The sequence below is a fragment of the Amycolatopsis pittospori genome (genome assembly GCF_013870525.1).
Lineage (GTDB): Bacteria > Actinomycetota > Actinomycetes > Mycobacteriales > Pseudonocardiaceae > Amycolatopsis > Amycolatopsis pittospori.
In genome coordinates, this window is the sequence record NZ_JACBXD010000021.1 from 74,793 (window position 1) to 100,004 (window position 25,212).

The window sequence follows — 25,212 nt, forward strand, 5'->3', positions numbered from 1 at the left end:
AAGTGGTCGAAAAGGTTGAGGCAACCTTTCGACCGGCCAACCGTCGAAGAAATGTGGGAATCAAGGTGGCTCGCGGCGATGACGAGTTCGTCGAGTTCGTCCGGAACTCGTCGACCCGTCTGCAGCATGCCGCCTACCTGCTGACCAGCGACCGGCATCAGGCTGAGGACGCCGCGCAGACGGCGCTCGCCAAGACGTACGCGGCCTGGTCGCGGGTGCGCCGGAAGGACGCCTACGCCTACGCGCGGCAGGTCCTGGTGAACCACATCATCGACGGCTGGCGGCGCCCGATCCGCGAGAACGCGACCGAGGAGATCCCCGAGCGACCGAGCGGCTTGGACGTCGCCGGGGCCGTTGTCCAGCGGAAATGGCTGCTTGACGCGTTGCGTACGCTCACAGACCGGGAGCGGGCCGTCGTCGTGCTCAGGCACTTCTTCGATCTGAAGGAGTCCGACGTGGCGGGCGAGCTGGGTGTCTCCGTGGGCACCGTGAAGAGCACCAACTCCCGCGCCCTGACCAAACTGCGGATCACCGCGGAGGACGGAACGGAACTGATCGGCGGACTGGGACGATGACCGACATCGAGACACTGCGCTCGGCACTGCGCGAAGAGCCTGCCGAGGAGTTCTCGGCGCCCGACATCGGCGCGATCATGGCCAAGGGCAGGCGCATCCGGCGGCGTCGCCGTCTGACGACCGGAGCGGGCGGTGTCGCCGCCACCGTGGTGACGGTGCTGGTCATCGTCGGCGCGGTCGCGCTGCGGGAGCCCGCGCGGCAGCCCGAGGTCCTCCCGCCCGCCGCGAGCGCGCCGTCGTCCTCGACGGCGTCACCGGTCCCGCCCGCCCCGGTCGCCACCGCACCGCCGTACTCGGAGCTGGCGCCGCTGGGCGACGTGATCCCCCTGGGCGTCAAGGGTGACGGCGACCGGGAGATGGTGCTCTACGCGTTCGCGATCGACCAGCCGACGCAGCCGGGCGTCGAGTTCGGCCTGAAGGTCGGCTACCGCAACGCCGACGGCACCTACGACGGGCTACTGGCCACCAACGAGTACAAGGGCTCGGACCGGTCGTTCGGCTTCCACGCCACCGACGGGGGCGAGCGGGTCCAGAACACCTTCATCCCGGTTTTCGGCTACTTCGCCGGTCCGGCGGTGCGGATCACCAGCACCGTCCGCGGCAAGCCGGTCGAGGCGAAGGCCGTCCCTTGGAGTGTGGACCCGTCGGTCGTGATCTTCTGGTTCGACCAGGCCCAAGTGGAGTCCTCGGACGTCCTGACCCCGCTCGTCGCCTACGACGCCAAGGGCCAGCGCCTCACCAAATAGCGCGTTTAGTCCTCTGGATGCGGTCCTTGCGTGTGCAAGTACCGCATTCAGAGGACTGAACGCGAGGAATCAGGCGGCGGCCTGGGTGAGGACCTGGTCGACGACGGTGTGCGACGGGAGGATCAGGTCGCGCTCGGTGCCGGCGTCGATCTTGCCTTCGAGCAGTTCGAGGAACCGGTCCAGCTGGGTGGCCAATGGCTCGCGGGCGGTGACCAGTTCCGGGATCTCGATGACGGTCTGCTGCCGGTAGCCGAGGCCGTCCGGGGTGACCGAGTCGTGCGAGACGTGCCGGTAGATGGTGACGTCGCGGCGGAGCAGGTCGATCTCGATCATACGGTCCAATTCGGACACCCAGAGCGAACGGACCTTGCGCTGTCCCAGGCGGGACGCGGAAACCGTGGCGAGTCCGGTCTCGAACGAAAGCACCGTCTCGATGGTGTCTTCGGCGCCCTCGACCGAGTTCGGGTGGAAGTAGCCGGCGCCGGAGGCGACCCGCGCCGGGGTCGCGCCGCCGAAGAACTGGATCGCCAGGTCGACGTCGTGCACCAGCAGGTCCCAGGCGACACCGGTCTTGATGCGCGGCGCGTACGGGCCGTGGCGGCGGGCCATCAGGTGGATCGGCTCGTTCACCAGCGCCCGCGCGGTCATCACGGCCGGGTTGTAGCGCTCCAGGAGCCCGCACATCAGCGGGACGTCCTTCTTCGCCGACAGCCCGACGATCTCCTGGGAGAATTCGAGGCTGTTGCAGACCGGCTTCTCGACCAGCATCGGCTTGCCCTGGCCCAGAACCTCCTGCGCCAGCTCGTAATGCGCCTCGGTGGCCGAAGCGAGCACAACAGCGTCCACATCGGACAGTGAGCCGATTTCGGGCGTCCACTGGGTTTCGTAGCGTTCGGCGACCTTGCGGCCGGCCTCTTCGCGCGGGTCGATCACGCGGACGAGGTCCACGTTCTCGTTCGCCGCGAGCACACGGGCGTGCAGCGAGCCCATGTTCCCCGTACCGATGAGGGCGATCTTGTGCGTGGTCATGCGCCGAGCACCTCACGAACCGTTTCGATGATGGTGTCCAGGTCGGACTCGGAAAGGTGCGGGTGCACAGGCAGGGAAAGCGCCTGAGCGGCGACGGAAGCGGCCACCGGGAAGTCCTCGACCTTCGCGTCGGGGATCAGCGGGTTGTTCCGGTAGCAGTCGTAGTCGAAGACGATCTTCGGGTAGTAGATCCCGTTGCCGATGCCGCGTTCGGTGAGCGCGGCGGCGAGCTCGTCACGCGAGAGGAACGCGTGCGGGCCGACCAGCACGGTGTACTGGTGCCACACGTGTTCGCGGCCCGGGAGGACCTGCGGGATGTCGAGACCCGGGGTGCCGGCGAGGCCTTCGGAAAGGCGCTTCGCGTTGGACTGGCGGGCGGCGGTGAGCTGGTCCAGCTTCTCCAGCTGCGGGATGCCGACGGCGGCGTGCAGATCGGTCATCCGGTAGTTGTGCCCGGCGACCTCGTACTGGTAGCGGGCACGCATGCCCTGGTTGCGCAGGACGCGCAGCGCGTCGGCCAGCTTGTCGTCATCCGTGGTGATGACGCCGCCCTCGGCGGTGGTGATGTTCTTGGTGGCGTACAAGGAGAAGCAGCCGATCCCGAAGGACCCCGCCTGCTTGCCCTCGAACGACGCCCCGACCGCCTGCGCGGAGTCCTCGATGACCTGGAGACCGTGCTCGGCGGCCAGCGGCGCGAGCTTGCCCATGTCCGCGGTCTGCCCGTAGAGGTGCACCGGCATGAGGACCTTGGTGCGGTCGGTGACCGCGGCGGCGACGGCGTCCGGGTCGATCGCGAAGTCGTCGCGCCGGATGTCGGCGAAGCGGACGGTCGCGCCGGCTTCCAGGATCGCGTTCAGCGTCGCCACGAAGGTGAACGGCGAGGTGACGACCTCGTCGCCCGGCTTGAGGTCGAGCGCCTGGAGCGCGGCGACCAGCGCGGTGGTGCCGTTGTTGACGGCGATCGCGTGCTTCGTGCCGGAAACGGTCGCGAACGCGTCCTCGAAGCGCTTGACCATCGGTCCCTGTGCGATGGCGCCGGATCGCAGCACCTCGACGACGAGGTCCTCCGCGTCACGGACGTCGACCACGGTAATGGGGATCATCTGCAAGTCTCTCTCGACTGGGCGTTCTGGTGCGTCCGGTACAGTGAGCCGCCGGTTCTGCGTCCGGCCGCCCTCTCTGGCGCGGGCCACACGTTACCGGGACCGCCGAAGCGCCCATTACCCCAGGCTGTCTCCCAGCCACAACGAACGGATCTCACGTGGTGAACCGCATCCACCCGACCGCGATCATCGGCGAGGGTGTCGAGCTCGGCGACGACAACGTCATCGGGCCGTTCACGGTCATCGTGGGGCCCGCCCGCATCGGCGACGGCAACTGGATCGGCCCGCACGTGACCATCGGGACCCCGGGTGAGGACCGCGGCCGCGAGCACCCCGCGGCCTGGGAAGCCGCGCCGACCGGTGATCCCGATCACGACGGCCACGGCGTCGTCATCGGCAGCCGCAACCGGATCCGCGAGTACGTCAGCGTCCACCAGGGCACCTGGCGCACGACCACCATCGGCGACGGCGGCTATTTCCTCCGCGGCTCCCACATTGCGCACGACTGCCTGGTCGAGGACGCCGTCACCGTCGCCTCGAACGTCATCACCGGTGGCCACTGCCACATCTGGTCTGGCGCGAACCTGGGCATGGGCGCGATCCTGCACCAGCGGGTCGTGATCGGCCCCGGCGCGATGGTCGGGATGAGCTCCGCGGTCCGCAAGGAGGTGGGCGCGTTCACCATCGCCGTCGGCAACCCCGCACGGGTGACAGGCGTCAATACCGTCGGGCTGTCCCGTCGCGGGCTGGACGAGGCCACCATCGAGGCACTGGGACCGTGGCTGAAGGGTAAGGGCGGTCTCCCTGAGGACGGGCTGGCCGACCGGCTGCCCGGCGACCTCTCTACCTTGGTGAAGGCGTGGGACGCCCGTCCGCGCGAGTGAGTACTAGGAGTTCAACGATGGCGGAAGTCGCCGGCAAGCTGCGTGAGGTCTTCGTCGAGGCGCTGGACCTCGACGGCGAGGTCGATGTCGAGAACCTGAAGTACCGCGACATCGAGGCCTGGGACTCGGTGGGGCACATGGCGCTGGTCGCGGCCATCGAGGACGAGTTCGATGTGGAATTCGACACCGACCAGGTGATCGACATGTCCAGCTTCAAGGTCGCCGTCGACATGGTGACCGACCTCCAGTCCAAGTGATGCTCGAAGGCAAGGTCGCCCTGGTCACCGGGGGCACCCGAGGGATCGGGCTGGCCACCGCGCGGGCGCTCGCCGAGGCGGGCGCCACCGTGGTGCTGACCGGCCGCGACGAGGCCAAGGCCAAGGAAGCGGCGGCCGCGGCGGGGGCCGCGAGCGGTCTCGCGCTGGACGTCACCGACGCCAAGGCCGTGTCGACGCTGGTCCGCGGCGTGGCCAAGGAGCACGGCAAGCTGGACATCGTGGTCGCCAACGCCGGGATCATGGAGGACGCGCTCCTCGGCATGATCCGCGAGGAACTGGTCGACACCACGCTGAGCACGAACGTCGCCGGCACGCTGCACACCGTCCAGGCCGCGGCCCGGGCGATGATGCGGAAGAAAACCGGTGCGATCGTGGTGCTCGCCTCGATCGTCGGCGAGCACGGAAGCGCCGGTCAGACGGTGTACGCGGCCTCGAAGGCGGCGGTGGCGAACATCGCGCGTTCGGCCGCGAAGGAACTCGGCCGCTCCGGGATCCGGGTCAACGCCGTGGCGCCCGGTGTCATCGACACCGACCTGACCTCGGGCCTGACCGACGACGCCAAGGCCGAGAATATCGGCAAGACGCCGCTCGGACGGCTCGGGACGCCCGAGGACGTGGCGAACGCGATCCGGTTCCTCGTCAGTGATGACGCTTCGTTCATCACCGGGCAGGTGCTGGGCATCGATGGAGGATTAGTTCTCTGATGACCCTTTTGGGTGTGGGTGCACGACTCATCGACGTCACGAGCGGCAAGACGCTCGCGGGCGAGGAACTCGACACCGAGGTCACCCGCGTGGGGACGGCGTTGTCGCTGCTGCCGCCGGGCGCGTTGTTCGCGCGGATGTCGGTGGACCTCGACAGCGTGCTGAACTACCTCGGCGCTTTCGAAGCGGGCCGGGCGATCGCGCTGATCGACCCGGCGCTGGACGCCGACGTCCTGGCCGGGCTCATCGAGCGGTTCCGGCCGTCGGCCGTGCTGTCCGCGCCGGACGCGCCCGCGCCTGAGGGTTATGGAGTCTCCGACGGCCACTGGGTCCGCGAGTCCGTTGAAGGTATCGAGCCGCATCCCCACCTGGCGATCCTGCTGCCGACCAGCGGATCCACCGGCAACCCCAAATTGGTCCGGCTGTCGCGTGGCGCGGTGTTCGCCAACGCCGACGCGATCGCCGAAGTGCTCGGCATCGACCGTGACGAGGTCGCGCCGACCAGCCTCCCGCTGCACTACAGCTACGGCCTGTCCGTGCTGAACTCGCACCTCGTCCGCGGCGCGACCGTCGTCATCGAGCCGTCCGGCGTGCTCGGACGCGGGTTCTGGGACGCGGTCAACGAGCACAAGGCGACGTCGCTCGCCGGCGTGCCGTACCACTACGAGATGCTGCGGCGCCTCAAGTTCGACCCGGCGAAGTACCCGACGCTGCGCACGCTGACCCAGGCGGGTGGCAAGCTCCGCGACGACCTCGTCGCCCAGTTCAACGACAAGATCCGCGCGGTCGGCGGCCGTATGTTCGTCATGTACGGGCAGACCGAGGCCGCGCCGCGGATGACCACCGTCCCGGCGGAACGGCTCGCGGAGAAGCTCGGTTCGGCCGGGCCCGCGTTGCCCGGCGGCTCGTTCGCCATCCGGCGCGAGGACGGCTCCGAGACCAAGCATCCGAAGATCGTCGGCGAGGTCGTCTACCGCGGGCCCAACGTGATGATGGGTTACGCCGACGACGAGGCCGGGCTGGCCGCGGGCGACGAATGGGGCGGCGTGCTGCCCACCGGCGACCTCGGTTACCTCGACGAGGACGGGTTCCTCTACATCACCGGACGGCTCAAGCGGATCGGCAAGGTCTTCGGGAACCGGGTCAGCCTGGATGATCTCGAGCACGCCGTGCGTTCTGCTTCGGTGGGGATCGACGTCGTGGCCGCCGTCCCGGCCGGGGACAAGGTCGTCCTGTTCGCCGAAGGGGCCGACAAGGACATCTGCAAGGACGCCGCCAAGGCGCTGTCCGAGCGGCTCCACCTGCACACGAGCGGTTTCGACGTCCGCCCCATCGACACCGTGCCGCTGCTGGCCAGCGGCAAGATCGACTACCGGTCGCTGGAGGCCCAGGTATGAGTAGCCGCGGCACACGAGCCGACCGCAGAGCGCGCGTTGGCCGTCAGGCCCCGCTATCGGGGTGGCAGGGCGTCTTTGTCGGGCAGGTGACGGGTAAGGCCATGTCAAGCCCTGTCGACACGATCGCGGTTGCGCGCAAACTCGCGGAGGAAACAGTATGAGCGTCTTTACGCTGTCTCAGGCCGAGCGCGAGAAGCACTTGCTTCCGCAGCTCGCCGAACTGACCGCGCACCACCGCGAGAACTCCGAGGGGTACGACCGGATCCTCTCGTCGCTCGGCATCGCCCGGGACGCGTCGTTCGCCTCGATCGCGGATCTGCCGTGGCTGCCGGTGCGGATGTTCAAGACGCACGACCTGCGGAGCATCCCCGAGTCGGAGGTCTTCAAGACGCTGACGTCCTCGGGCACCACCGGCGCGGGCGCGTCGCGGATCTACCTGGACAAGGCCGCCGCCGGCGCGCAGACCAAGCAGCTCGGCGCGACGCTGCAGGAGGTCCTCGGCGGCGAGCGGCTGCCGATGCTGATGGTCGACACCATCGGCATCATCAAGAACCGCCGCTCGTTCTCCGCGCGCGGCGCGGGTGTGCTGGGCATGGCGAACTTCGGCCGCAAGCACACCTACGTGCTCGACGAGAACGACCAGCCGGACGTCGAAGCGGTCAAGCAGTTCCTCGCGACCTACGGCGACAAGCCGTTCCTGATCTTCGGCTTCACCTTCATGGTGTGGCAATACCTCTACGAGGTCGCGCGTGAGCACGAACTGGACCTCTCGAACGGGATCCTGATCCACTCCGGTGGCTGGAAGAAGCTGATCGACCGCGCGGTCGACAACACCGAGTTCCGCCGTCGCTTCAAAGAGGACACCGGACTCACCCAGATCCACAACTACTACGGGATGATCGAGCAGATCGGCACCGTGTTCCTCGAAGGACCGTCCGGGAACTCTTTGTACTGCCCCGATTTCGCCGACGTCGTGATCCGGAACCCGGAGACCTGGGAAGAGCAGCCGGTCGGCGAGCCGGGGGTGATCGAGGTCGTCAGCACGCTGCCGCACTCGTACCCGGGCCACGTCCTGCTCACCGAGGATCTGGGCGTCTACAACGGGATCGACGACGGGGACTGGCCGGGCAAGCATTTCTCGGTCATGGGCAGGCTGCCCAAGGCCGAAGCCCGCGGTTGCTCGGACACCTTCCAGGGAGCGGCGGCATGACCCTCAACCAGCGTTTTCCGCTTTCGGACGCCATCGAGGTCGACAAGCTCGTCGAAGAGCTGCGGGCCGAGCCCGTCGGCGGACGGCTGCGCGTCGGTGACCCGCGTGTCGTCGAGTTCCTGACGAAGTTCGCGCGCAAACTTCTCGCGCCCGCGACGGCCCGGCGATTCCCGGAACTGGCGTCGCTCGGTTTCTTCCTGCGTAAGGGTGAAATCGCCAAGGCTCTGTCCACTTTGGAGACTTCCGGCGAAGCGCTGCGGTTCCCGCGCGGCCTCGTCTTCCACGTCCCGCCCGCCAACGTCGACACGATCTTCGTGTACTCGTGGGCACTTTCCGCGCTCGCGGGCAACCACAACGTCGTCCGGGTGTCGTCGCGTTCGGCCGGTGCGGCCGAGACGGTGCTGGAGGCGCTGAACGCCGCACTGTCCGAAGTGGACGCCGACACCGCGGCCGCGATCACCGCGACGCAGCGCATGGTCACCTACGACCGCAGCGACGCGATCAGTGGCGCGCTCTCGGTCGCCGCGGACCTGCGGGTCATCTGGGGCGGTGACGCCTCGGTCGCGGCGCTGCGCAAGTACCCGCTGGCACCGCACGCGCGCGACCTGACCTTCCCGGACCGCTCGTCGTTCGCGGTCGCGTCGGTGCGCGGCTGGCAGAACGCCTCCGAGGCCGAGCGCCGCGGTGCCGCCGAAGGCTTCTACAACGACTCCTACTGGTTCGACCAGGCCGCCTGCTCGTCGCCGCGCGCGGTGTTCTGGGTCGGTGACGAAGCAGGCGCTCGCGAAGCCGGGCAGGAGTTCCGGACGCTGCTCGCCGAGGTGCTGGCGACGAAACAGCACGTCACCGAGCCCGCGATGGCCGTCCAGAAGCGGGTTTCGGCGTACGGCGCCGCCGTCGACGGGCTCGTCGACGGCATCGAATTCCAGGGCAACGGCCTCGCGACGCTCGAACTGACCGATCCCGCGATCCTGCCGCGCGAGTGGCTCGGCGCGGGCACGTTCGCCAACGCGCGTGTCGACACGCTTTCCGACCTCGTGCCGATCGTGCTCCGCAAAGATCAAACCGTCGGTCAATTCGGCTTCACCAAAGAAGAATTGACCGAATTCGTGACGGAATTGGCGGGCCGCGGTGTCGACCGTGTCGTTCCGTTCGGATCGGCCCTGACGTTCTCCGCGATTTGGGACGGCTACGATCTGCTGACCGAGTTCAGCCGTCTGGTGACCGTACAGGTCTGACCTGCGGAGACAGAGTTCTTTGCGAGGAGGTTCAGTGACGACAGTCGAAACGCCCGAGGAGGAGTCTCCGGTTGCGGTAAAGCAGCCGAAATCCACCAAAGCGAAGATCCTCGACGTCGTCCGCTGGATCGCCATCATCGCCGTCGTCGGTTTCGCGGCGAAGACACTCGTCGCCAATTGGGGTGAATTCTGGCGGACGTTGTCCGACGTCGCCTGGGAATCCTCCACGTTGAGCCTGCTCGCGCTGATCGCCGCGATCATGGTGTCGACCTACGGCTGGCAGGTCATGGTCGACGACCTCGGCAAGCCGATCGGCTACGCCCGGGGCGCGCAGATCTGCCTCGTCGGCTCGCTCGGCAAGTACGTGCCGGGTTCGGTGTGGGCGTACCTGCTGCAGATGGAGCTGGGGCGCAAGGCGGGGCTCGCGAGGGCCCGGATCTTCACCGGTTCGCTGATCCAGCTCGGCGTCGGCGTGGTGTCCGCGCTGGTCGTCTCGCTGCTCGCGGCGCCCGCCGTGTTCAGCAACAGCCCGCGGGCGATGTGGCTGTTCGTGCTCATCCCGGTCGGGCTGGCGATGCTGCACCCGCGCGTGCTCACCTGGGGCACGTCGCTGGTGCTGCGGATCCTGCGCCGCCCGCCGCTGGACCACCGGCTGAGCTGGTCGGTCGTCGGCAAGGTGTTCGGCTCGTCGACCGCCGCGTGGGCGTTGCAGGGTGTGCACCTGTGGCTGCTGGCGAACTCCGTCGGCACGCCCGGCTTCAGCGGTTTCGTCCTTTGTGTCGGCGCGATGGCCGTCGCGATGACCGTCGGGACGTTCGCGTTCATCCTGCCCAGCGGGGTCGGTGTCCGCGAGGTCGCGCAGGTCGCCGTGCTGACCGCGTCCGGTCTCACCGTCGGCCAGGCGACGGCCTTCGCCATCGCTTCGCGCGTCATGTTCACCGTCGCCGACCTGATCACCGCCGGCGCCGCCGCCCTCTCCGCACGCCTCGCCGCCCGCTGACCCCTTCGCGGCGTGCCGTCCGTCCAATCACGCATACCGTCCGCTCAGTCACGCGTGTCGTCCACTGGATCACGCGCGCCGTCCTCCAGCCCCCGCGATTCGGCACCTACTCGCGATGGATGCACGCGCAACTACCGCATCCAGAGGACTAAACGCGTCAGGGGTTCAGCCGGTAGACGACGGCATCGGCGTTCCGGTAGACCTCGGTGACGAAGTTCAGACCCTCCAGGTCGCGCAGTCCGGCCTGACGCGGGGCGCCCGGCGGATAGCCGTACTGGCCGAGGATCACCCATCGCACGTTCAGCCGTCGCGTCGCCGCCCGCACGTCGGGATTCGACGGGTACTCGCGGAAGTGCAACTCCAGCAGCCGCGCGTCCGACGGCGAAAGTGTCTCGTCGAAATGCCCGGAAACCGTGCGGACGCCGGAAACCGCGTACGTCCACACCGTTCCGTCCAGCCGGTCGTTCAGCGCGCGCTCACCGGGCGCGGCGAACTCGGCCAGCTTCTCCATGGCCACGACCTCGTCGGGGCTCACCGGCAGTTTGTGCGTGTTGGTGCCGGGCGTGTTCGCGTATCCGGGTGCGATCTTCTCCGCGTTCGAGCGCGCGTAGAACCCGTTGCTCAGGAACGCGAAGCCGCCGAACACCACCACAGCGACGACGAGCGCCGGCACCTTCCGGTGCACCACGGTGTCCCGGAGCCAGGCCTGCGTCTCGGCGAGACCGTGCGCCGCGATGATGGACAGCGGGATCGCCGCCATCGACATGAACCGGTACGGGTCGTTCCACCACGGCCGGGACAGCGCCAGCACGATCGGCTGTTCCGACGACGTCACCACGATGTACGCCAGTCCCGTGATCAGCGCGGTCACGCCGATCCAGCGCAGCGCACCCGCCCGCGCGAAGAAGATGAAACCCGCGAGCAGCGCCGCCGACAGCCAGAGCTGCGGATACGGCTCGTAGTGCTGGAAGCCCAGCAGCGCGCCGAGTGCCGTCGTCGCCCGCCATTCGACCGGCCAGCTGCGGTAGGGCACCTCGCCGTTCGCGAGCCCGATCGCGCCGAACAACTGCAGCCCCGCGACCACGCTCGCGACGACGCCGACGATCGCCAGCGCGCGCAGGTCCCGCCCGATCCGCCGCCACCGCTCGCCCGGCGCGATCCACCGTTGCAGCAGTAGCGGGCCGGCGAACAGGATCGCGCCGAACAACGCCGACGAATGCACGCACAGCAGCCCGACGGCGCCGATCAGCAGCACGAAGCCGGTATCGGGTGCGGGGCGGTCGAGGTATCGCTTCACCGCGACGGCGGCCAGCGGTGTCAGTGCGAGTCCGAGCAGAAACGGGAGCAAAGGTCCCCTGCTCATCGATTCGTACAGTCCCATCACCGGTGCGATGGAGACGAGCGCGACCGCGCCCGCGAACACCGCGCGGCCCCGGAACACGCGCACCATCGTGACCAGCGACAACGCGAGCAGTACGGGCAGCAGCGCGGTGTTCACGTCCAGTGTCAGAGGGATGCTCGCGGGGCTGAGCAGGTACACCACGGACGCGAGCAGGTGATACGCGTTGGGATAGAACACCGGCGGCGCGTCGCCGTACCAGTTGACCTCGCCGGTACCGAACAGGCTGCCGTCCCCGGTCTCGGCGAGCTCCCGGACGCCGTTCGCGTGATACACCGCGTCGAAACCCTGCGGGATGGCGTCGAGCCTGCCCATCCCGCGCACCACCGCGTACATCCCGATGGCGCCCGCGAGCAGTACGCACACCCCGACGGCCAGGTGTCCCGTCCGGCCCCACAGTGGTTCCTCCGGCGGGGGCGGCCACCGGCGCAGGGTGAGCCGTCGCAGGCCGTACGCGACTCCGGCGAACAAGGCCGTCGCCACCGCGTAGGTCACGGGGTTGAACGGGATTCCGAGCGCGGCCGACCAGGGCCCGGCGAGACCGCCGATGGCGTAGCTCAGCAGCGGAGCCATACCGGCGAGGACCCAGCCACGCAGCCCGGCGGCGAGACCGGTGAGCAGTCCGGGAAGTCCGATGACGAGCAGTGCGACACAGACCGTGACGACGTCGGTCAGCGCGGAGGTCTCAGTGGGCACGAGCGGCACGAGCATCCTCGGGGGTGGGAAATCCGCACAGAACCCCCGGGGTGCGGAACGAATGGGAAGCCAGATTAACCGGCTGCGACCGTTACACGAACAGGTCACATCCCGACGGGGAAAACGGCGCAACATCGTCTACTCAGGGCGCTCATTACTCACCCATTCGTGTCAACTAACTGCGCCAAAAGAAACACCTTGGCGCGGTGATCGATACTTGACCGTAGTCTTTTCGCCAGGGGAGAGGCTCGGCCCGGAAGGGTGGGGATCAGGTGGTGGTCGCGGTCGTCGGCGCCTGGTTCTTGGTCGCCGCCTTCGTTCTCTTGGCCTGGCCCAAGATCGGCGCGGACAGGAACTGGCGTGCCGTCGCGCTTTCGCTGACTCTCGGTTTCTCACTGATACACCAGCTGTTGTTCTCGACCATCGCCGAAGACGCCTACATCACTTTCCGTTACGCGTTGAACATCGCCGACGGCAATGGCCCGGTGTTCAACACCGGGGAACGGGTCGAGGGCTACGCGAATTTCCTCTGGATGATCGCGATCGCGTTGCCGAAGGCCGCTTTCGGTGCCGATATCGAGACGTCCGCGATCGTGCTCGGCCTCCTCGCCACGCTCGGTGCCGTCCTGCTCGCGTACGTCACGGTCAACCGGGTGGTCGCCCGCGCGGCCGGTGAGCCGCGTCCGGCCTACGGCGTGGCCGCTGCGGTGCTCGTCGCGGGCGCCGGCGGCCTCGCCGCGTACGGCGGGTCCGGAACCGAGACGCCGTTGTTCGTGCTGCTCATGTTCGGCGTCTTCGCCTCGCTCGCGGCCCGGCGCCCGGTCGTCGCCGGGGTGCTCGTCTCCTTCGCGATGATGACGCGTCCGGCGGGGATGCTGCTCGCTGTGCTCGTCGGGCTCTGGCTGCTCATCGCCGCGCTGCGCGGCCGGTACACCTGGTGGTCGCCGGCGGGCTGGCTGCTCGGCGCCCTCGTCTTCGCCGCGCCGTGGACGGCGTGGCGGGTGACCTATTACGACCACGTCCTCCCGTCGTCGGTCCTCATTCCCTTCGACGTCGATGTCGGCGCGCGGATCGACCGCGGCTGGCAGTACCTGTCCGGGTTCTCGGTGGTGCACCAGGGGTTCCTGCTGCTCGGCCTGGTCGCGGCGGTGGCGTTGTCGCTGCGCCGCGGCACCGGCGGGTCGCCGCACGAGTCCGAGGCCCGTTCGCTGACCTGGCTGATGCTCGTCACCACCGTCGGACTCACCGGTTTCGTGGTCTTCTTCGGCGGCGACGCCGGTCCGGCGTGGCGTCTGCTCGCGCCGATCCCGCCGCTGCTTTCGGTCGCGGCGGTGTCGGTCTACGGCGTGCTCACCGTGGCCACGAAGCCGAGTCCGCGGCCGAGGCCGCAGGTGCAGCGGCTGATGCCCGCCGCCGCGATGACGCTGTCCGGGCTCGCGGTGCTGGTCTCGGTGTTCAGTCCCGAGATGCTGACCCGCGTGCGCGCCTGGCACGACCACGGCGCGCAGATGGAGGAGATCGGCCGCTGGCTCGACGCCTACCTGCCGCCCGGTTCGATCGTGAGTACCTCCGCACCCGGTGTGCTGTCGTATCACGCCGGGACGCAGCTGCAGATCGTCGGCGTCCGTGGTCAGACCGAGGAGATCGGCGAGGCCGTCGTCTCCCGAAGGCGTCCGACGCTCGCCGTCATCACCGACAGCGGCTACGCGGCGACGCAGTCCTGTGTGATCGACTCGGCGTACGCCTTGAGATACCGCGCCGCGAGCTTCCTGCGCGAAGGCACTTCGTCGTGGCTCACCGTGTTCCTGCGAGCGGACGTCGAACGGTCGGTCACGTCGGCCCTGGACCGTTCACCCGATTTCCGCCACGTACCGTGCCCTTCGTGAGTGTCGACGAACGCGTCCCCCTGAGCCGACCGGCAGCGCCTGAAGCACCTGCGCGCCTGTTCGGCCTCGGCGTATTCGCCGCCGCGCTCACCGTGCTCCTCGTCCGGTTCCTCGTGCCGCGGCCGATCGGGATGTCCGACAACGGTGACGGCTTTCGCGTGCTGTGCGGCGCGGGCATCCCGTGGAAGGGCAAGCCGGAGCAGTTCGCGCGCCTGGAGTACACCGCTCCGGCGGGCGAATGCGACGCGACCTATCTCCTGAGTCAGAGCTGGTTCGCGCGGATCGCACGGTCCCTCGGCGGCCTGCTCGGCCTGGAATCGACGCTCAGCCTGATCGTGCTCGGCGTGGTCATGAGCGTGCTCGCCGCCGCCGCGGTCGCGTTGATCGTCGTCGGGCTGCCGTACTCGCGCCGCGTTCGCGTACTCGCGACCGCGGGGCTTCTGCTGGTCGTCGCGGACTCCGCGTTCTTCGGTTACTTCGCGTCCGTGCTCGGCGAAGGCGCCGCGTTCCTCGGGCTGCTGCTCGCCCTCGGCGGCCTGCTGGTGGCCGCGCGGCCGGGTTGGTGGCGCTACGCGGGCTTGGTGGTCCTGGTCTTCGGCGGCGTCATCGCCGTCAACGCCAAGGTGCAGACGCTGATGATCCTGCCGTTGCTCGCGCTCGCCGTGGTGCTCGTCCGCCCGGCCGGGATCCGCGGGCTGAAGCGGTGGCTTCCCGTGGTCTTCGTGATCGGCGCGCTCGCCGGAGGGACCGCGTACGCGCAGCAGACCGTCGAACCGGCGAAGCTGCCCGACGGCTCACTCGCCGCACGCCCGGGCGACGATTCGCGCGAGATCAACATGTTCAACACGATTTTCCTGACCATTGTGGACGGTCGGCACGACACCCGGGGAGACCTCGCGGCACTCGGTCTGCCCGCCTCGTTCGCCCAGTACGCGGGCAACGGCTGGTGGCATCCGAAGCCTGCCACGATGGATCCCGAGTACCCGAAGTACCGCGAGCAGATCAGCAGGCGCAACGTCGTCGAGTACTTCGCCGCGCATCCCTTGCGCACCATCGGGATCCTGCACCGCGCGGCGGGCGACCTGCTCACCGCGCGGCCGCCCTACCTGGGGAGCTTCGACCAGTCGGCCGGCTTCGGCCCGGAGGCGCAGGAATACCGCGTCCCGGTCGCGTCGACGTTGACGAACCTGCTGGCACCACTGGGTTTCTTCGCGTTGCTGCCGCTATGGGCGCTGATCGCCTGGCGTGGCTGGAAGACCCGTCGCGACGCGGTGGGCGTCGCGCTGGGCTTCTTGCTCGCCGTCGCCGCCGGGCAGTTCGCGCTGGCGGCGCTGGGTGACGGCCTGGAGAACGTCAAGCACCAGGCGATCGCGCTGTACTGCACGCTGCTCGCCGTCGTCCTGGCGCCGGTGACCTTCGCGGCTCAGGACGAGCCGACGTCGCGGGTGTCCAAAGTCCCCTGATGCGGCCGGAAACCGGTGAAGCCCGTGTTCCGTGACCAGCGGGGTGTCGTCGGGTACGACACCAGCCCCGCGAAGATCAGGAGTGCGACGGCGTCGACCCAGAACACCGCCGCGCCGCCGACGAACCGCAGGTTCATCGCCACGTAGAGGAAGAACAGCGCGCCGACCCAGAGCCGCCGTCCCTCGCTTCGCTGCTGGTCGAGGACGAACGCGGTGATCGCGACGATCAGCGGGGCCATCATCACGAACACCCGCGGGGTGTCCGTGGCGACCAGGCGCCCGGCCAGGCAGCACGCGAACAGCCAGACACTGGAGATCAGCAGTTCCGAGCGCAGGCCATAGCGGCGGTACTGCTGGTAGAGGCCGTAGCCGAAGATCAGCCAGAAGAAGTGGAAGGTGTTGAACAGTTCGACCTGGCCGGCGCCCTTGCTCGCGTTGAGGGCGAACCGGATGTTGTCGAGCAGACCACTGTTGGACTGGCCCGCGCCGAAGCCGTAGTCGCCGCCGATGAGGTTCTGCGCCCAGAGCCGGTAGCCGATGTAGATACCGACGGCGACCACGAACACGCCGATGCCCCCCAGGACATCGCGATCGCGGAAGGATCGGCCGCGCGTCCACGCGATCAGCGGGTACAGCGGCGCCAGCAGGAGCGTGGTCTCCTTGTTGATCGCGCCGAGGACGATGACGATCGCGAACGGGATCAGCTTGCGCTTGAGGATGAACCAGATCGCGAGCAGGTAGAGCAGGTTGTTGAGCGGATCCACCAGGTACGGGTTGCTGAACGCGTACGGCGCGTACCAGAACGTGCAGGCCAGTGCGATCGACGCGAGCATCGAGGTGAACAACTGCAGCTTCAGGTACGAGCGCAGGAATTCGAAGAAGACGAGGATCGTCGCGAGAGTGACCACGAAGGTGAAGGCGACCCAGAGGACATCGAGCGAAAGCCCGGTCAAGAGATTGCCCCGGTGAACGATCCAGGGGCTCAACATCCGCAGCGCGAACGGGTTCTCCACGGCCGCGCCGGTCTGCTCCGACATGCGGTAGTAGTTCACCGCGTCCCCCCAGGCCTGCTCGTGCGGCTTGGGGAACTTGGGCATGAAGGAGATCAGATTGATCAGGGAAATCGTACCCAGCGCGAGATAGGCCCAGAAGCGCTGAGCGCCGGGTCTTCCTCTCGGCATGAGGACGATTTCGGAGGTTTCGTGCGTCACCACCGCAGATTAGTGCACTGACCTGGGATGATGCCGCGGATACCTCGATGTGAGCTACGCGACCGTAGGTCGGTTACCCTACGGTAGCGTAACCTGAACGAATGGCTGAGCTCGTTTACCCGCCCGTCATCATGGCGGCGAAGCTGATGTTCCGGGTGCTGGACAACCGCATCCGGGTGGAGGGCACCGAGCACATCCCCGCCGAGGGTGGGGCGGTCATCGCCTGCAACCACGTGAGTTATCTCGACTTCATCTTCTGCGGACTCGGCGCCCAACCGGCGAAACGCCTGGTCAGGTTCATGGCGAAGAAGGAGATCTTCAGCAATCGCATCGCCGGTCCGCTCATGCGCGGGATGCACCACATCTCCGTCGACCGTGGCGCGGGCCTCGCGTCGTACCAGGAAGCCGTCGAGCGCCTGAAGGCCGGCGAGGTCGTCGGGGTGTTTCCCGAAGCCACGATCAGCCGTTCGTTCACCGTCAAGGACATCAAGTCCGGTGCCGTCCGGATGGCCGCCGAAGCGGGCGTCCCGGTCGTGCCCATGGCGCTGTGGGGCACGCAGCGGCTGTGGACCAAGGGCCACCCGAAGGACCTCACCAAACGCCACGTCCCGATCTCGATCCTCGTGGGCGAGCCGATGCACCCGAAGGCCGAAGAAGACGCCGAGGTCCTCTCGAAGGACCTTCGCGTGCGGATGTCCGCGTTGGTCGAGCGGGTCCAGGCGGACTATCCCGAGAAGCCGTCCTCCGACGACGAGCGCTGGTGGCTGCCCGCGCACCTCGGCGGCACCGCGCCGACGCCGGAAGAGGCCGCCCGGCTCGACCGCGAGCGCCGCTGACGCCTGACGGCTAGAACCAGCGCTCGAGAACCTGCGCGACGCCGTCCTCGGAGTTCGGCGCGGTCACCTCGTCGGCGACGTCCAGGACGTAGCGGTGACCGTTCGCCATCGCGACGCCATGCCCTGCCCAGTCGAGCATCTCGACGTCGTTGGGCATGTCCCCGAACGCGATCACCCGCTCGCCCGGGACTCCGAGCCGCTCGGCGACCTCGGCCAGCCCGGTCGCCTTGGTGATGCCGTGCGCGGCGACCTCGATCAGGCCGGTGTTCGTCGAGTAGGTGATGTCGACGGAGCCGTCGAGCACCTCGCGCGCCGCCCGAGCCATCTCGTCGGAGCTCATCCCACGCCTGCTGATCAGCAGTTTGATCGCCGGATGCCCGAGCACCTCGGCCCTCGGCGCCTCCGCGCCCTCGTGGTTGCCCCAGGGGTTGTGGTAGTCCGGCTCGATCACGAAGTTGCGCGTGTGCGGGTCCCGCGCGGTCTCGCCGACCCGCTCCGCGGCGTACCGGCAGCCGGGAAGGGCGTGATCAAGAGCACTCACGGTGTCATGCAGCAGCGTGGGTTCCAGCAGCCCGTGGACCGCCACGATCCGGTCGGTCCCGATCTCGTAGAGCACCGCGCCGTTCGCGCAGACGGCGTATCCGGTCAGGTTCAGCGGGGTCGCGATCGGGGCGATCCAGCGCGGCGGACGGCCGCTGACCAGCACGAAGGGGATCCCGTCCTCGGTGACGCGCCGGACGACGTCGATCGTGCGCTGGGACAGGGCCTCCAACGGGCCGAGCAGGGTGCCGTCGACGTCGGACGCGATCAGAAGGGGTTTCTCCACCGTGACATTGTCCCCGAACATCCGCCCATCGGGCGAAGTGTCGCCGGGCACCGCTACCTTCCGGGGTGTGCGCGTAGGCATCGTGATCCTTCCGGAAGATCGTTGGTGGGCGGCCGAGCCGAAATGGCGGGCCGCCGAGGAGTACGGCTTCGACCACGCTTGGACGTACGACCACCTCGGCTGGCGGACTCTCGTCGACGGCCCGTGGTTCAGTGCGATGCCGACGTTGACGGCCGCCGCCATGGTGACGTCGCGAATCAGGCTGGGCACCTTCGTGGCCTCGCCCGTCGCGCGGCATCCCGTGCCGTTCACACGTGAGCTGACCACCCTCGACGACATCTCCGACGGCCGCTTCATCCTCGGCGTGGGCGCCGGCGTCCCGCAGTCCCACTACGACGCCGCCGTCCTCGACGGCCCGGAGCTGTCGACGAAAGAGCGCACGGACCGCTTCGCCGAGTTCGTCGAGGCGCTGGACGGCCTCCTGATGACCGACCGCTTCGATTTCGAGGGCGAGTACTACCGGGCCAAGGGCGCCCGGAACCAGCCCGGCTGCGTGCAGCGGCCGCGACTGCCGTTCCTGGTCGCCGCGAACGGCCCGCGCACGATGACGCTCGCCGCGCGCTTCGGCGCCGGCTGGGCCACCACCGGCATCAAGGCCGAGACCCAGGACGAATGGTGGAAGGGCGTCGCGGAACTCGTGAAGACCTTCGACGAGCGCGTCGAGGCCGTCGGCCGCGACAAGGCGAGCGTGCAGCGGTTCCTGAGCCTCGACTCGGCCCCGGTCTTCTCACTCTCCAGCGTCGGCGCGTTCACCGACGCGGCGGGCCGGGCCGGTGAACTCGGCTTCACCGACATCGTCACCCACTGGCCACGCTCCGGCGACTACTACGTCGGCCGTGAATCGACGCTCGAAGAAGTCGCCCGCGACGTACTACCGGTACTCCAGGGAAGAAACTCTTAGGCCGATCGGGTGACGTTGAGGCGACGGGTAAACCGGTTCCGCCTAACAGTCGTCTGAGAGATGAGTACAGCGAGTGGGTGTGGCCGCCAGGCGGCTGCCCCTCATGGGTCACCCCGGGGGTGAATGGGGGACTAAGGCTCGCGTGGTCGCGGCAGGGGCAGTCCGCGACCACGCGAGCCTTTATCTTTCGGCCTCGTGCCGTCCGCCGGATCACGCGTGTCGTCCGTCTGATCACGCCTGCCGTCCGTCTGATCACGCGTGCCGTCCCTCCGGACACGCGAAACAGCTGGCCTCACGACCTCCTGAACGGCTCGTTACTTGCAAAATTTGCAAGTAACGAGCCGTTCATAGCACGCGGCGGAACGCGAGAAGCGAGTCAGCGCAGTCAGCGCCGCTAGCGAGTCAGGGTGTAGATCGTCGCGCCCGGGTTGCTGAAGTCCTTCCGCAGGAAGTTCAGCCCGTCCAGATCCCGCAGCCCCGGCGCCGGCGGTTCGCCGATCTTGATCGGGGTACTCCCGATCAGCACGTGCTTGATGCCCAGTCGCTGCACCGCTGCCTGCACCTCGGGGTCCGTGTCGTAGTCGCGGAAGTGCAGCGCCAGGTATTTCGCGTCCGGTGGCGGTACGCCCGGGTCGTAGTGTCCGGCGACCGGGTGGATGCCGGTGATGGCGTACAGCCAGGCCGTCCCGTCGAAGCGCTCGTTGAGCACCTTCTCGTTCGGCCCGATGTTCATTTTGGTGAGTTCGTTCATCGCGGCGAGTTCGTCGGCGCTGACCGGCGGGGTGACCTCGCCTTCGGGGCCGTTGTAGTAGAGGAACGACACCGCGTGCGCGTTCGACTCGGTGTAGAAGCCCTTGGTCAGCACGGCCGACGCGGCCACGACGAACACCGCGGTCGCCAGCCCGAGCCGCGCGGGCAGGGCGGGCCGGTTCTTCACCCAGGAGCGGCCGCTCGCCCATTTCGCGAACCAGCGCTGCAGTTCGGCCATCCCGTGCCCGGCGAGCAGGCACAGCGGGATCGCGGCGAGCGCCATCAGCCGGTACCGGTCGTTCCACCACGGCCGTGACAGCGAGACCACCCACGGTTCGGCGCCGAACGAGGCGACCAGCACGAACAGTGCCGAGAAGCCGAGCGCGGCGAGTCCGATCCAGCGCATCCGTCCGAGCCGGAACAGGCTCAGGACGCCGATGGCCAGCAGCACCGTCAGCCACACCTGCGGCGCGCTCAGCACCTGCCGGAAGGTCACCAGCAGGCCCAGCGACTTCACCACCGGCAGTTCCGAGCCCCAGGCGTAGTACGGATATGAACCCGAAGTGAATTTCAGCGCACCGAGGATGTGCGGGGCCGCGAGCAGTCCGCTCGCCAGCATCACCGGCACCATCTTGACGACGTCGCCGCCGATGATCCGCAGTCCGCCGCGGCCTTCGGGGACGCCGTCGAGCGGTTTGTGCCGCAGCGCGCGGTACCAGCGCTGCACGACCAGCGGGAAGGCGAACAGCAGCGCGCCGAACAGTGCGGACGAGTGCGCCGCGAGCAGTCCGACGGCGGTCAGCGCGAGCACGTAGCCGGTGTCGAGGCCCGGCCGCGCGAGGAAGCGGGCCAGCGCGACCACGGCCAGCGGCGTCAGCACGATCCCCAGCGCGAACGGCAGCAGCCCGCTGGACACCGACTCGTACGCGCCCGTGGTCGCCGCGGCGGCCACCAGGGCCGTGCAGCCCGCGAACACCGCGCGCCCGCCGAGCTGGCGGATCAGCGCGACCATCGCCAGCGCGAAGATCCCGGCGACCGGCATCGTGATGGCGTTCAGCGTGACCGGGATCGTCGTACCCGAAATCGAGTACACGAGCGAGCCGACCAGGTGATACGCGTTCGGATAGAACGAGCCGTCCGGGTACCAGTTGATGGTGCCCATGCCGGTCAGCGAGCCGTCGCCGCTCTCGGCGATGTAGCGGATGCCGTTCGCGTGGAACACGGTGTCCCAGCGCTGGAACACCGCCGTCGTCCCGCCGCGGGCCGAGAGCACCACGAGGATCGAGATCCCGACGGCGAGCGCCACACACGCCGCGACGGCGTAGTGCGCGCGAGGGTGCCACTTCGTCGGCGGCTCTTCGGCGTCCGACTTGATCCAGCCGCGGCTCTGCCCGAGCTTTCGCAGACCGAAGCCGATGCCGGCGAGCACGGCCGTGACGCCTGCCACGGTCAGCGGGTTGTACGACACACCGGCGAGTGCCAGCCACGGACCGGCCAGTCCGGTTACCGTGTACGACAGCAGCGGGGCCAGCCCTGCCAGGGCCCAGCCGCGCAGGCCGGAGGCCCGGCCGACGAGCCCGCCGGGGATCGCCAGCACTGCCAGGTAGGTGACGGTCGCACCGAAGTACGACCAAAAGGTGTCCGGAGTAGGCACTGCTTCCTAAAATGTGTCTGTCGAAGGTGAAAACCGGTGCTCGGTGCAGGGCACGGAGGTGACCTGCGTACCCTCGATGCCCGTGAGCGCGCACACGAACCCCGACAAGATTACTGAAGCCGATTTCACCGGCTACGACCTCATCGTGGTCGGGTCCGGTTTCTTCGGGCTGACCGTGGCCGAACGGGCCGCGGCCGAGCTCGGCAAGAAGGTCCTCGTGCTGGAGCGGCGCCACCACCTCGGTGGCAACGCCTACTCCGAAGCCGAGCCCGAGACCGGGATCGAGGTGCACCGCTATGGTGCGCACCTGTTCCACACCTCGAACAAGCGCGTGTGGGAGTACGTCAACCGCTTCACCGAGTTCACCGGCTACCAGCACCGGGTCTTCGCCAAGGTCAAGGAGCAGGTCTACTCCTTCCCGATGAACCTCGGCCTGATCAACGAGTTCTTCGGGAAGTCGCACACGCCGGACGAGGCCCGTGAACTGATCGCCAAGCAGTCGTCGGAGTTCGAGACCGCGAACGCGCAGAACCTCGAAGAGAAGGCGATCTCGCTGGTCGGCCGCCCGCTGTACGAGGCGTTCATCCGCGGCTACACGGCCAAGCAGTGGGAGAACGACCCGAAGAACCTCGGCGCCGACATCATCACCCGGCTCCCGGTCCGCTACACCTTCGACAACCGGTACTTCAACGACACCTACGAGGGTCTGCCGGTCGACGGCTACACCGCGTGGCTCGAGAAGATGGCCGAGCACGAGAACATCGAGGTGCGGCTGAACGTCGACTACTTCGACGTCCGCGAGCACATCCCCGCCGGCACCCCGACCGTCTACACCGGGCCGCTGGACCGCTACTTCGGCTACTCCGAGGGCCGGTTCACCTGGCGCACGGTGGACTTCGAGTCCGAGGTCGTCGAGACCGGTGACTTCCAGGGAACCTCGGTCGTCAACTACAACGACGAAGAAGTGCCCTACACCCGGATCATCGAGTTCCGGCACTTCCACCCGGAGCGCAAGCACTACCCGAACGACAAGACGGTCGTGTTCCGCGAGTACTCCCGCTTCGCCGGTGAGACCGACGAGCCGTACTACCCGATCAACACCCCGGACAACCGCGAGAAGCTCGAGGCCTACCGCGAGCTGGCCAAGAAAGAGGCCAAGGAGCGCAACGTCCTCTTCGGTGGACGCCTGGGCACCTACAAGTACCTCGACATGCACATGGCCATCGGCTCGGCGCTGTCCGCGTTCGACAACAAGATCGCGCCGCACCTGACCGATGGCGCGCCTCTCGATGGGTCCCTCGATGCTTGAGAAGGGCGCACCCACGGGCGAGGTGGCGGTTCTCGCGAAGGCACAGGGCGTCCTGAAGAGTGACGTCACCGTCAAGGCGGCACGGGGTCTTTCGCACTTCGGCGAGCACAGCGCGGGGTGGTTCGCGCTGGGCCTCGTCGGGGCCGCGGTCGACAAGAAGCGCCGCAAGGACTGGCTGATCGCGGCGGCCGGCGTCGTCGGCGCGCACGCCGCGTCGATCGCGGTGAAGCGCGTGGTCAGGCGGCCGCGACCGGACCACGGAAGCGTCGAGGTCCTGGTCTCGACGCCGAGCAAGCTGAGCTTCCCGTCGTCGCACGCGACCTCCACTACGGCGGCGGCGGTGCTCTACTCCGGATTGACCGGGCGTAACCTGGTCCCGGCCCTGGTACCGCCGATGCTGGCCTCCCGGCTCGTGCTCGGTGTCCACTACCCGACCGACGTTCTGGCCGGAGCGGCCCTTGGGGGCATAGTCGGCGGCTTGATACGTAGGAAGCTGAAGCGACGATGAGCGAAACGACCGAGAAGGCCGATTCCAAGCCTGACGACGTAGATCCCGTGGCCGAGGCCGCCGAACCGAAGAAGGTCGCCGGCGGTCTCGTCGGCGGCATCATCAAGACGGCACGCCCGCGCCAGTGGGTGAAGAACGTGCTGGTGTTCGCCGCACCGTTCTTCGCTTTCTCCAAGTCGACGGACCGGACCGGCCTGCTGATCGCCGCGGTGATCGCCTTCGCGGCGTTCTCGCTGGTGGCCTCCTCGGTCTATCTCATCAACGACGCGATCGACGTCGAGGCGGACAAGGCCCACCCGACCAAGCGGAACCGGCCGATCGCGGCCGGGATCGTGCCGGTCCCGGTGGCCTTCGTCGCGGCGGGCTTCTTCTTCGCCGCCGGCCTCGGCATCTCGTTCCTCGCCAGCTGGCAGCTCGCGGTCGTGCTGGCGGTCTACGAGGCCGTCCAGCTCGGCTACTGCTTCGGGCTCAAGCACCAGCCGGTGGTCGACCTGGCCATCGTCGGCTCGGGCTTCCTGATGCGGTCGATCGCCGGTGGTGTGGCCGCCGGTATCGCACTTTCGCAGTGGTTCCTGCTGGTCACGGCGTTCGGTTCGCTGTTCATGGTGGCCGGTAAGCGCTACGCCGAGATCATGCTCTTCGAACGGACTGGGGCGAAGATCCGGTCTTCGCTGAAGAAGTACTCGGCGAGCTACCTGCGGTTCGTGTGGGCGACGTCCGCGGCGATCCTGATCATGTCGTACTGCCTGTGGGCCTTCGAGATCCGCCAGGTCGAGCACGACTCGGTCTGGGCGGTCGTCTCGATGGTGCCGTTCGTGGTGGCCGTCCTGCGCTACGCCGTCGACGTCGACGGCGGCAACGCGGGCGAGCCGGAGGAGATCGCGCTCAAGGACCGCGTGCTCCAGGTACTCGGCGCAAGCTGGGTCGTCACGTTGTTCCTGTCGTTCTATCTCTGATTAGACAGCTTCAGCACAGCGCATCCACAGGTTGCGCACGCATCCTCGGTGATGGGGGCGGGTGACATACCCGCTCCCATCGACCTAGGAGCGAAAGATGAGCGACCCGCAGCGGCCGTCCGGTGACGACGACAAGACGGTCGAACAGCCCGCGGTGAGTGCGGACGAGGCCGCGAAGACCGAGAAGCCCGCCGAGACCACCGCTGAAACCCCGGCCGCCGCACCCGCGGGGCCGCCTCGATCCTCAACGGCACCGCCGCCCACCGGACCGTCTCCGGCCGCGGCCGTGCCTCCTGCGGCCGTTCAGCCGCCCAGGAAGGGCGGTTTCCGCCGGTTCGCCGCGGCCAGGGCCACTCAGCTGGTCGCGGTCGGCGTCCTCGGGTTCGTCCTCGGCGGCGGGATCATCGGCACCGCCGTCGGACTCGCGTCCCGTGACGGCGGCAGGCACGGCGACCGGCCCGGTTTCTCCCGCGAGTACCGCGGCCCGGACGGGCATGGCCCGCATCGCGACTTCCGTGACGGCCCCGGCGAACGCGGTCCGCGTAACGGCGGTAACTGAGCATCATCCGTCCGTGGGACCGCCGGGCGTGACG

The 25,212-nt window shown here is 68.3% G+C and carries 23 protein-coding genes; 17 read left to right on the forward strand and 6 right to left on the reverse strand.

Features of this window, described 5'->3' with window-relative positions; genetic code table 11:
* The first annotated feature begins 65 nt into the window (after positions 1 to 65).
* Together H5J31_RS14685 and H5J31_RS14690 are read left to right on the forward strand one after the other, a co-directional pair.
* Positions 66 to 575, forward strand: a complete 510-nt coding sequence (locus H5J31_RS14685; RefSeq protein WP_181773108.1) for a SigE family RNA polymerase sigma factor — start codon at positions 66 to 68, stop codon at positions 573 to 575.
* Entirely contained in the window at positions 572 to 1,321 is a 750-nt protein-coding gene (locus tag H5J31_RS14690) for a hypothetical protein (protein ID WP_181773109.1), read from the forward strand. The genes H5J31_RS14685 and H5J31_RS14690 overlap by 4 nt, the downstream gene beginning before the upstream one ends.
* Before the next feature lie 69 nt (positions 1,322 to 1,390).
* Here H5J31_RS14690 and H5J31_RS14695 read toward each other — a convergent pair whose 3' ends face one another.
* Positions 1,391 to 2,350 carry a Gfo/Idh/MocA family protein gene (locus H5J31_RS14695; RefSeq protein WP_181773110.1) on the reverse strand — a complete coding sequence of 320 codons (960 nt, stop codon included), beginning with the start codon at positions 2,348 to 2,350 and terminating at the stop codon, positions 1,391 to 1,393.
* Positions 2,347 to 3,453, reverse strand: a complete 1,107-nt coding sequence (locus tag H5J31_RS14700) for a DegT/DnrJ/EryC1/StrS family aminotransferase (RefSeq protein WP_181773111.1) — start codon at positions 3,451 to 3,453, stop codon at positions 2,347 to 2,349. Before H5J31_RS14700 ends, H5J31_RS14695 begins: the two co-directional genes overlap by 4 nt.
* Positions 3,454 to 3,611: 158 nt before the next feature.
* On the opposite strand from H5J31_RS14700, the gene H5J31_RS14705 reads away from it, so the two are divergent.
* The 7 genes from H5J31_RS14705 to H5J31_RS14735 all read left to right on the forward strand — a co-directional run bounded on the left by H5J31_RS14705 (position 3,612) and on the right by H5J31_RS14735 (position 10,164).
* Positions 3,612 to 4,337: a UDP-N-acetylglucosamine acyltransferase gene (locus H5J31_RS14705; protein ID WP_181773112.1), complete on the forward strand. Its 726-nt coding sequence runs from the start codon at positions 3,612 to 3,614 to the stop codon at positions 4,335 to 4,337.
* A gap of 17 nt (positions 4,338 to 4,354) precedes the next feature.
* Positions 4,355 to 4,594 carry an acyl carrier protein gene (locus H5J31_RS14710; protein ID WP_005149592.1) on the forward strand — a complete coding sequence of 80 codons (240 nt, stop codon included), beginning with the start codon at positions 4,355 to 4,357 and terminating at the stop codon, positions 4,592 to 4,594.
* The gene (locus H5J31_RS14715; protein ID WP_181773113.1) at positions 4,594 to 5,319 is read left to right on the forward strand and encodes an SDR family NAD(P)-dependent oxidoreductase; all 726 of its coding nucleotides are present in this window, start codon (positions 4,594 to 4,596) and stop codon (positions 5,317 to 5,319) included. The genes H5J31_RS14710 and H5J31_RS14715 overlap by 1 nt, the downstream gene beginning before the upstream one ends.
* A complete protein-coding gene (locus tag H5J31_RS14720; RefSeq protein ID WP_181773114.1) occupies positions 5,319 to 6,716 on the forward strand; it encodes an AMP-binding protein in 1,398 nt (465 codons plus the stop codon). The genes H5J31_RS14715 and H5J31_RS14720 overlap by 1 nt, the downstream gene beginning before the upstream one ends.
* 157 nt (positions 6,717 to 6,873) lie before the next feature.
* On the forward strand, positions 6,874 to 7,926 hold the full coding sequence (locus H5J31_RS14725) for a LuxE/PaaK family acyltransferase (protein WP_181773115.1): 1,053 nt from the start codon (positions 6,874 to 6,876) through the stop codon (positions 7,924 to 7,926).
* On the forward strand, positions 7,923 to 9,164 hold the full coding sequence (locus H5J31_RS14730) for an acyl-CoA reductase (RefSeq protein WP_181773116.1): 1,242 nt from the start codon (positions 7,923 to 7,925) through the stop codon (positions 9,162 to 9,164). The genes H5J31_RS14725 and H5J31_RS14730 overlap by 4 nt, the downstream gene beginning before the upstream one ends.
* Before the next feature lie 34 nt (positions 9,165 to 9,198).
* Positions 9,199 to 10,164: a lysylphosphatidylglycerol synthase transmembrane domain-containing protein gene (locus tag H5J31_RS14735; protein ID WP_181773117.1), complete on the forward strand. Its 966-nt coding sequence runs from the start codon at positions 9,199 to 9,201 to the stop codon at positions 10,162 to 10,164.
* A 157-nt stretch (positions 10,165 to 10,321) separates the two neighbouring features.
* Here H5J31_RS14735 and H5J31_RS14740 read toward each other — a convergent pair whose 3' ends face one another.
* Entirely contained in the window at positions 10,322 to 12,259 is a 1,938-nt protein-coding gene (locus tag H5J31_RS14740) for a DUF6541 family protein (protein ID WP_181773118.1), read from the reverse strand.
* A gap of 272 nt (positions 12,260 to 12,531) precedes the next feature.
* On the opposite strand from H5J31_RS14740, the gene H5J31_RS14745 reads away from it, so the two are divergent.
* Positions 12,532 to 14,145 (forward strand): hypothetical protein, encoded by a 1,614-nt coding sequence (locus tag H5J31_RS14745; RefSeq protein ID WP_181773119.1) that lies wholly within the window; start codon positions 12,532 to 12,534, stop codon positions 14,143 to 14,145.
* Entirely contained in the window at positions 14,142 to 15,608 is a 1,467-nt protein-coding gene (gene wsfD, locus H5J31_RS14750) for a glycan biosynthesis hexose transferase WsfD (protein WP_181773120.1), read from the forward strand. Before H5J31_RS14745 ends, wsfD begins: the two co-directional genes overlap by 4 nt.
* Here the strand turns inward: wsfD and H5J31_RS14755 are convergent.
* Positions 15,569 to 16,819, reverse strand: a complete 1,251-nt coding sequence (locus H5J31_RS14755) for a hypothetical protein (RefSeq protein ID WP_181773121.1) — start codon at positions 16,817 to 16,819, stop codon at positions 15,569 to 15,571. The genes wsfD and H5J31_RS14755 overlap by 40 nt on opposite strands.
* Before the next feature lie 101 nt (positions 16,820 to 16,920).
* On the opposite strand from H5J31_RS14755, the gene H5J31_RS14760 reads away from it, so the two are divergent.
* Entirely contained in the window at positions 16,921 to 17,655 is a 735-nt protein-coding gene (locus H5J31_RS14760) for a lysophospholipid acyltransferase family protein (protein WP_181773122.1), read from the forward strand.
* Positions 17,656 to 17,665: 10 nt separating this feature from the next.
* On the opposite strand, the gene H5J31_RS14765 is transcribed toward H5J31_RS14760, so the two are convergent.
* Complete coding sequence (locus H5J31_RS14765) at positions 17,666 to 18,502, reverse strand: HAD family hydrolase (protein ID WP_181773123.1); 837 nt, start codon at positions 18,500 to 18,502, stop codon at positions 17,666 to 17,668.
* Positions 18,503 to 18,548: 46 nt separating this feature from the next.
* Here H5J31_RS14765 and H5J31_RS14770 point away from each other — a divergent pair, with 46 nt between their 5' ends.
* Positions 18,549 to 19,442 carry an LLM class flavin-dependent oxidoreductase gene (locus tag H5J31_RS14770; protein WP_181773124.1) on the forward strand — a complete coding sequence of 298 codons (894 nt, stop codon included), beginning with the start codon at positions 18,549 to 18,551 and terminating at the stop codon, positions 19,440 to 19,442.
* A gap of 394 nt (positions 19,443 to 19,836) precedes the next feature.
* Here H5J31_RS14770 and H5J31_RS14775 read toward each other — a convergent pair whose 3' ends face one another.
* A complete protein-coding gene (locus H5J31_RS14775; RefSeq protein WP_181773125.1) occupies positions 19,837 to 21,846 on the reverse strand; it encodes a DUF6541 family protein in 2,010 nt (669 codons plus the stop codon).
* Positions 21,847 to 21,928: 82 nt separating this feature from the next.
* On the opposite strand from H5J31_RS14775, the gene glf reads away from it, so the two are divergent.
* From glf to H5J31_RS14795, 4 genes are all read left to right on the forward strand, one after another.
* A complete protein-coding gene (gene glf / locus H5J31_RS14780) occupies positions 21,929 to 23,155 on the forward strand; it encodes a UDP-galactopyranose mutase (RefSeq protein WP_181773126.1) in 1,227 nt (408 codons plus the stop codon).
* On the forward strand, positions 23,148 to 23,663 hold the full coding sequence (locus H5J31_RS14785) for a phosphatase PAP2 family protein (RefSeq protein WP_181773127.1): 516 nt from the start codon (positions 23,148 to 23,150) through the stop codon (positions 23,661 to 23,663). The genes glf and H5J31_RS14785 overlap by 8 nt, the downstream gene beginning before the upstream one ends.
* Positions 23,660 to 24,619: a decaprenyl-phosphate phosphoribosyltransferase gene (locus H5J31_RS14790; RefSeq protein ID WP_181773128.1), complete on the forward strand. Its 960-nt coding sequence runs from the start codon at positions 23,660 to 23,662 to the stop codon at positions 24,617 to 24,619. Before H5J31_RS14785 ends, H5J31_RS14790 begins: the two co-directional genes overlap by 4 nt.
* A 97-nt stretch (positions 24,620 to 24,716) precedes the next feature.
* Positions 24,717 to 25,178 carry a hypothetical protein gene (locus H5J31_RS14795; RefSeq protein WP_181773129.1) on the forward strand — a complete coding sequence of 154 codons (462 nt, stop codon included), beginning with the start codon at positions 24,717 to 24,719 and terminating at the stop codon, positions 25,176 to 25,178.
* Positions 25,179 to 25,212: the final 34 nt, after the last annotated feature.

Excerpts from the sequence above, each read along its gene's own strand:
- H5J31_RS14790 (WP_181773128.1), top strand. The coding sequence starts at position 23,660 with ATGAGCGAAACGACCGAGAAGGCCGATTCCAAGCCTGACGACGTAGAT.
- H5J31_RS14765 (WP_181773123.1), bottom strand. The coding sequence starts at position 18,502 with ATGTTCGGGGACAATGTCACGGTGGAGAAACCCCTTCTGATCGCGTCC.
- H5J31_RS14710 (WP_005149592.1), top strand. The coding sequence starts at position 4,355 with ATGGCGGAAGTCGCCGGCAAGCTGCGTGAGGTCTTCGTCGAGGCGCTG.
- H5J31_RS14785 (WP_181773127.1), top strand. The coding sequence starts at position 23,148 with ATGCTTGAGAAGGGCGCACCCACGGGCGAGGTGGCGGTTCTCGCGAAG.
- H5J31_RS14695 (WP_181773110.1), bottom strand. The coding sequence starts at position 2,350 with ATGACCACGCACAAGATCGCCCTCATCGGTACGGGGAACATGGGCTCG.
- H5J31_RS14720 (WP_181773114.1), top strand. The coding sequence starts at position 5,319 with ATGACCCTTTTGGGTGTGGGTGCACGACTCATCGACGTCACGAGCGGC.
- H5J31_RS14795 (WP_181773129.1), top strand. The coding sequence starts at position 24,717 with ATGAGCGACCCGCAGCGGCCGTCCGGTGACGACGACAAGACGGTCGAA.
- H5J31_RS14760 (WP_181773122.1), top strand. The coding sequence starts at position 16,921 with ATGGCTGAGCTCGTTTACCCGCCCGTCATCATGGCGGCGAAGCTGATG.
- H5J31_RS14725 (WP_181773115.1), top strand. The coding sequence starts at position 6,874 with ATGAGCGTCTTTACGCTGTCTCAGGCCGAGCGCGAGAAGCACTTGCTT.
- H5J31_RS14700 (WP_181773111.1), bottom strand. The coding sequence starts at position 3,453 with ATGATCCCCATTACCGTGGTCGACGTCCGTGACGCGGAGGACCTCGTC.
- H5J31_RS14690 (WP_181773109.1), top strand. The coding sequence starts at position 572 with ATGACCGACATCGAGACACTGCGCTCGGCACTGCGCGAAGAGCCTGCC.
- H5J31_RS14730 (WP_181773116.1), top strand. The coding sequence starts at position 7,923 with ATGACCCTCAACCAGCGTTTTCCGCTTTCGGACGCCATCGAGGTCGAC.
- H5J31_RS14715 (WP_181773113.1), top strand. The coding sequence starts at position 4,594 with ATGCTCGAAGGCAAGGTCGCCCTGGTCACCGGGGGCACCCGAGGGATC.